7 protein-coding genes are annotated in these 5,786 nt (G+C 64.0%); 4 read left to right on the top strand and 3 right to left on the bottom strand.

What is annotated here, in order from left to right:
* The first annotated feature begins 27 nt into the window (after positions 1-27).
* Genes C9413_RS26495 through C9413_RS26480 form a run of 4 tightly spaced genes read left to right on the top strand, consistent with a single transcriptional unit; the run spans position 28 to position 3,686 of the window.
* On the top strand, positions 28-966 hold the full coding sequence (locus C9413_RS26495; protein WP_170251122.1) for an amidohydrolase family protein: 939 nt from the start codon (positions 28-30) through the stop codon (positions 964-966).
* On the top strand, positions 959-2,269 hold the full coding sequence (locus tag C9413_RS26490; protein WP_040114794.1) for an alanine racemase: 1,311 nt from the start codon (positions 959-961) through the stop codon (positions 2,267-2,269). The genes C9413_RS26495 and C9413_RS26490 overlap by 8 nt, the downstream gene beginning before the upstream one ends.
* Positions 2,270-2,302: 33 nt before the next feature.
* Positions 2,303-2,641, top strand: a complete 339-nt coding sequence (locus tag C9413_RS26485) for a Rid family hydrolase (protein ID WP_170251121.1) — start codon at positions 2,303-2,305, stop codon at positions 2,639-2,641.
* Between the two features lie 31 nt (positions 2,642-2,672).
* A complete protein-coding gene (locus tag C9413_RS26480; RefSeq protein WP_040114793.1) occupies positions 2,673-3,686 on the top strand; it encodes a succinylglutamate desuccinylase/aspartoacylase family protein in 1,014 nt (337 codons plus the stop codon).
* A 23-nt stretch (positions 3,687-3,709) separates the two neighbouring features.
* Here C9413_RS26480 and C9413_RS26475 read toward each other — a convergent pair whose 3' ends face one another.
* From C9413_RS26475 to C9413_RS26465, 3 genes are all read right to left on the bottom strand, one after another.
* Positions 3,710-4,894: a hypothetical protein gene (locus tag C9413_RS26475; protein ID WP_040114792.1), complete on the bottom strand. Its 1,185-nt coding sequence runs from the start codon at positions 4,892-4,894 to the stop codon at positions 3,710-3,712.
* A 181-nt stretch (positions 4,895-5,075) separates the two neighbouring features.
* Positions 5,076-5,309: a hypothetical protein gene (locus C9413_RS26470; protein ID WP_040114548.1), complete on the bottom strand. Its 234-nt coding sequence runs from the start codon at positions 5,307-5,309 to the stop codon at positions 5,076-5,078.
* Positions 5,310-5,412: 103 nt separating this feature from the next.
* Positions 5,413-5,786, bottom strand: a 374-nt coding sequence (locus tag C9413_RS26465) for an ATP-binding protein (protein ID WP_170251120.1), incomplete at its 5' end; no start/stop codon positions are given.

Here is a 5,786-nt window from a genome sequence, read left to right as displayed (position 1 = left end):
AGACCGCCGAGGACGAGGCGCTACGACGTGCCGGTGACCGACCCGCCCCAGCATATCTGGGACCTTGGGCTGCAACGTCATTCCTGGCTCTGGAAGGCGCGGGCTTCCGGCAAAGAGATGGTTTTCGGAAGCTTCGCGCCGATCCTGCGCGACTACGGCATCGATGATTATCGCGCCGACGCCACGCGCCAGAACGTCGTTGCGACAGTCCATGTTGAGGCCGGCTGGTCCGATGCGTATCCGCTGGAAGAGAGCCGCTGGCTGGATGGCCTCGACCGCAGCTCCGGCGTCGCGCATCGCTATATCGCGCGCGTTCCTCTCGAGCGGCCGGATGCCATACGCTTGCTCGAGGCGGAAGCGGCAAACCCGAATGTCGTCGGCATCCGTGATATCGTCAGCTGGCATCCGGAAGCGGCGAAGAGTTTTGCTCCGCGACCGAACCTTATGGGCGATCCCGCCTGGCAGGCGGGGCTTGCCGAGGTCACGCGGCTCGGGCTGGTCTTCGATCTGATGCTTTATCCCTGGCAGATGAGCGAGGCGCTCAAGCTTGTACGGGCTTTTCCGGAAACGCTTTTCGTGCTCAACCACGGCGGAAGCCCCACTGATCGGACGGAGGACGGCATGGCGCTCTGGCGCCGGGGTCTGCGGGCGCTCGGTGGCGAGCCGAACGTGCGCCTGAAGATTTCCGACCTCGTCGCCTACGACAACGAGTGGACGCTCGAAAGCCTGCGGCCGGTGATCGAGCATTGCCTCGATTGTTTCGGTCCGACACGCTCCATGTTCGCGAGCGACTTTCCGGTCGCGGGCCTGCACGCCTCTTTCGACGAGGTCTATCAGGTTTTCCGCACGGTTGCCTCGCAGCTCTCTCACGAGGAGCAGCGCGCCCTTTTCTTTGCCACTGCCAATGACATTTATCGCCTCGGCATCCCTGATCCGGCTGAGGCTCCGAGGGGCTGCCATGTCTGACCTTCATATCGCGACGGAAAACGCGCTAATCGACGAGCGGGTGCGCGGCTTTCCGCCAGGCACTCCGCCGCTTCCGCTAGCTGCGATCGGCAAGCAGGGATGGAAACCCTATGACGGCAGGATGGCCCTGCCGCTGATCTCGCTCGACCGGCAGGCCTTCTCCTGTAATGTCGAACTGATGATGGCCTATGTGAAGAGCCACGGCGCCGAAATCGCTCCGCACGCCAAGACACCGATGTCGACGGCGCTGGCTAACGCGCTTTTAGCGGCAGGCGCCTGGGGCACAACGGTCGCCGACATCCGCCAGGCCGCCGTCCTGCTCAAGGCGGGACAGCGCCGCCTGATCCTTGCCAATGAGATCGGCGGCGCCGCCGGAGCCCGCCGGCTTGCGGCGCTGCTTGCCGATTATGCCGATGCGGAACTGCATGTCTTCGTGGATTCGACAGCGCTCGTCGATGCTCTTCGCTCAGCCTGGCAGCAGCGTGCCGATCTGCCGCCCCTGGGCCTGATGGTGGAGTTCGGCGCCGGCCGCGCCGGTATTCGCAGCGCCGCCGTCGCCGAGGCAATCCTAAACGCGATCCTTGCGGTGGAGACGCCGACCTTCCGGTTGACCGGCATCGCCGCCTATGAGGGTGCGGCCGCGACCGCCGATGCGGAAGAGACGGTGCTTCGTATCGACGCGCTGATGGCGGTGACGGCGGATTTCCTGCCGAAGGTGCGCGCCCGCATAGGCGACAAGCGGCCGCTTCTCGTCACGGCTGGCGGCTCGGTCTTTTTCGACGTGGTGGTTGCGCGGCTTACAGCAGCCGTTGCGGCCGATCCCGCCTGCCGGCTCCTGCTGCGTTGCGGCGCGATCTTCTTCCACGATCACGGCATCTACGAGCGTGGCCTTGCCGGCCTCGATGCGCGCGGCGGTTTCCGCATCGGCGGCGAGACGGTTTCGGCGGCCGCAGGTTTCCGTCCGGCGCTGCGGGTCTGGGCCGAGGTCTTGTCGCGGCCGGAAGCGCAGCTTGCGATCTGCGGCATGGGCATGCGCGACGTGGCGATGGACCAAGGCCTGCCGCGGCCGCTGGCGCTCTATCGAAATGGAGCGTATTTCGCCGATCTCAGGGGCGCCGAAGCTTTCCGCCTCAACGATCAGCATGCCTTCGTCGCCCTTGCCGACGATAGCGACGTCGCGGTGGGCGACGTCATCGAGTACGGCATCTCGCATCCCTGCACCTGTCTTGACCGGCATGCCATCCTCTACGGCCTCGACCCGGACCATTCGGTGACGGCGGCCTATCTGACCAGCTTCGGCTGACCTCTCCCTAAAAGAGCAAAGGAAAGCCTGCCCATGATCCAGGGTTATCAGAAAGGTTCGCGTATGAGCCAAGCCGTCTGCTACGGCGGTTTCGTCTATATTGTCGACCCGGGAGATCGCAAGGCGGGCATCGAGGACTTGACCAGCGATGTGCTTGGCAAGATCGATGCACTCTTAAAGGAAGCCGGTATCGACCACTCGCGCCTCATCGCCGTCAACCGTCTTCCTGCCGGCGATCGTCGATTTCGACGCAATGAACAGCGTCATGATGGCTGGATCGACGTCGAAAACCCGCCGGCCCGCGCCTGCCTCGAGGCACGCCTCGCCGATCGTGATCTGCGCGTCGAAATGACCGCGGTCGCCGCCCTCTGACAGCATCGCAACCGTCTGCACTGGAGACATCATGCACAGTGGCCTCGTCAATCCGATCGACTTTTTGCGCGAAGGCCGGCAGGCCGGCCACCTCGCCATTCCCTATTCGATCGACCGTTCGCCCTATTATCAGATCCGCATTCCTGTCCTTCGCCTGAAGAATGGCGAGGGGCCGTCTTTGCTGCTGATGGCCGGCAATCACGGCGACGAGTATGAGGGCGAACTGCAGCTCGGCCGTTTGATGCGCCTGTTGGTGGTTGCGGAAATCCGTGGCGCCGTCACCGTGCTACCGATGGCGAACCTGCCGGCGGTGATGGCGGGCAAGCGCTGCTCGCCCTTTGACGGCGGCAACCTCAATCGGGCGTTTCCCGGCGATCCCACCGGGTCACCGACGGCGCGCCTCGCTCATTTCCTCGAACACGAGCTCTTTCCCCGCCATGACGTCATGCTCGACCTGCATTCGGGCGGCACATCCATGGCGCACCTGCCCTGTACGCTGATCGAGCGGCAGGCGGATGCCGCCCGCTTCGAGCGGTCCGTCTCGCTGATGCGGGCGATCGGCGCATCGCATGCCTTCATCGCCGACAACGGGCCGACCGCACCGACATCGATGGGGGCTGCCGGGCGGGCGGGGACTATCGGCCTTTCGGGAGAGTTCGGCGGCGGCGGCACCGTGACGCCTGAAACAATGGCCTTCACGGCGTCGGCGGTCGACCGGCTGCTCGTGACGCTCGGCATCATCGAGCGTCCGGTCCTGTCGCGCGTGCCGCTCCCCGAGCGTGGGCCGTTGCAGTTGCTTTCACTGTCCCGGCACAGCCAGGGCATCTATGCGAACCGCAGAGGCTGGTTCGAGCCGGCCGTCGCACTTGGCGCCACCGTTTCAGCCGGCGAACTTGCCGGATGGTATCATGACCTGGAACGCCTGGAGCAGCCGGAGGAAGAGCTGCGCTTCATCGAGAGCGGCATTGTCATTTCGCACAGGCTGCATTGCGACGGCCAGGCCGGCGACTGCCTGATTCAGGTCGCTGAACCCATCGAATCCTGAGGAGAGCGTGAGCGCTAATCCGCTTAAGTGATGACGTCGACCGCAGCCTTGACCCAGTCGAGACGCCTTGCCGGTATAAGGCCGTAGTTGTAGAAGTTCACGCCGTCAGCGCCGGCATCGACGGCGGCCTTGGCGCGTGCGGCCAGGACCGCAGGCTCGCCGACCTCGGGATAGAAGACGCGCAGGCCAACCCCGAGGAACTTTCCCGCTCCGATCGCCGCCCGCCCGGTCCGAATGACATTGCCGACGACACCCGGCGCCATGTCGTAGCAGCAGAGGATCACCCCGTCGCAAAGCTTGCCGACTGCTGCGAGATCGACTCCGCCGAGCCAGCCGTCCTTCAGGTCGATGAGCACGATGCGTGTCGCCGGATCGGCGGCCGCCTTGATCTCGCCGATCAGGCTGGTCACCGGTGCGGTGCGCCAGGCAAGATAGCCGTGCAGATCAGGATGGTCGCGAAAGGCATCGATTCCGGCTGCCGGGAAGTCGGGAAACTGCCTTTCCGGAACAGCCCGTTCGCAGAGTTCCGCGATGAAGCGCACGACCGATCTGCGCGCGCCTTCGACCGGCACGCCGGCCTTTTCGGCGCGCGCCGTGCAATGGTCGCAGAAGCAGAGAGACAGAAGGAAGTCGTCTTCGCCGTTCAAGCCGACACCGTCTTTCTCGTGATGATATTCGTGCGCGAATCCCATGAAGTTCGGGCTTTCGAGTTCCACCATATCGGGCTGGTAGTTCGTCGTGATGTCGCGCACGAGGGTGACAACATAGGCGCGTGCCGCCGGGCTTGAGGGGCAAAGGTTGTAATAGTTGGGATTGCCAAAGGCGTTCCGCGTCACATGATCGGGATGCAGCATGCCGAGACGGGTATTGTGGAGGCAGACTGTCCAGCAGGAGACCTTGAGACCGGTCGTGTCGCGTACCCTGACGAGCGCTTCCAGCATGTCGCCGCGCTCGTCCACGTTCCTGGCCATCAGCGGCCGGATCACCTTGTCCTGCCATAGGTTTTCATCCGGCCGGAAGTAGACTGTCCCGTCCTCGGGGAAATATGCCTTTTGCTGCGGGCTTCGCGGCTGAAGGAACCGGCCAGCATGATAGGAAGTCGCCAGGCTGACCGTTGTGAGGCCCGCTCGGCCGCGAAGATCGGCGGCAAGTGCCGCGAGCCCCTGGTCCTGGATGTCCCAGGGATAAGTCCACATGGAAAGATGCATGGCGTGCTCCCTTCAATCCGTCCATCTTATAGAACACGTGTCCATAATAGCGTCTAGGCCCCCTCGTTCCGGAAAGCTCCTTCTATTCGATGCGGGATCGGGCAAGACGTTGCGGCCGAATTGAGCCTCGGACTTTCCGCCAACTTAAGCGTTAACGTCATCGTCTTGGCTGAAGGCGGGATCAGCCGGGCCACATGACGAAGCGCAGCGGATCGCCCCCCGTCTTCGGCGCGAAGGTGGCGGTGACCTCCAGCAAGGTCGCCGTCGACCGAGACGTAGTAGACCACCATGTCGAGGGATCCTGCGTGCAGGCTGCCGCCTCCGATCGGGCGTCCGATGGTTGCTTCCTCGGCAAAAGCCGGGTTGCAAGAAACAGCGCGGCCAGGAGCGATGCGCTCAGGGTTCTGCGGATCATCTCACCCTTTTTGACTGGGCCGCCCCTCCCCGGCGACATCGACGGCGACGATTACGTCGGCGGCTGCGCGAAAGCCGCGGTTGCCGCGAGCCTGACGATCGGGTCAGGGCAGCGATATCTCTGCGGCGAGGCCTCCGCCGAGGCGGTTGTAGATCCTTACTGTGCCGCCAACCGAGACGGCAAGCTGCTGAGCGATGGCCAGTCCAAGCCCTGTACCCCCGGTGTCGCGGTTGCGCGAAGTCTCAAGCCGGTAGAACGGTTGCATGGCGGCCTCCAGCTTGTCGTCCGGAATACCTGGCCCACGATCGGTGACCGTAATGATGGTATTTCCATCGCCCTTCCGTTCGACGCTGATCTCGGCAGCACCCGCAAATTTGAGGGCGTTGTCGATGAAGTTGGTCAGGATACGTCTCAACGAATAGGGCTTCGTCACGGCCGTGCCCTGAACGATGCCTGCAACGGTGACCGCCTTTCCAG

This window comes from Rhizobium sp. SEMIA 4085 (assembly GCF_013004495.1).
In the GTDB taxonomy this organism is placed as follows: domain Bacteria; phylum Pseudomonadota; class Alphaproteobacteria; order Rhizobiales; family Rhizobiaceae; genus Rhizobium; species Rhizobium gallicum.
The sequence above is the reverse complement of the archived record's forward strand: the minus strand, read 5'-3'. Positions and strand labels throughout refer to the sequence as shown.

Coding starts and splice junctions, on each gene's coding strand:
- C9413_RS26470 (WP_040114548.1), bottom strand. CDS start 5,309: ATGATCCGCAGAACCCTGAGCGCATCGCTCCTGGCCGCGCTGTTTCTT.
- C9413_RS26485 (WP_170251121.1), top strand. CDS start 2,303: ATGATCCAGGGTTATCAGAAAGGTTCGCGTATGAGCCAAGCCGTCTGC.
- C9413_RS26475 (WP_040114792.1), bottom strand. CDS start 4,894: ATGCATCTTTCCATGTGGACTTATCCCTGGGACATCCAGGACCAGGGG.
- C9413_RS26490 (WP_040114794.1), top strand. CDS start 959: ATGTCTGACCTTCATATCGCGACGGAAAACGCGCTAATCGACGAGCGG.
- C9413_RS26480 (WP_040114793.1), top strand. CDS start 2,673: ATGCACAGTGGCCTCGTCAATCCGATCGACTTTTTGCGCGAAGGCCGG.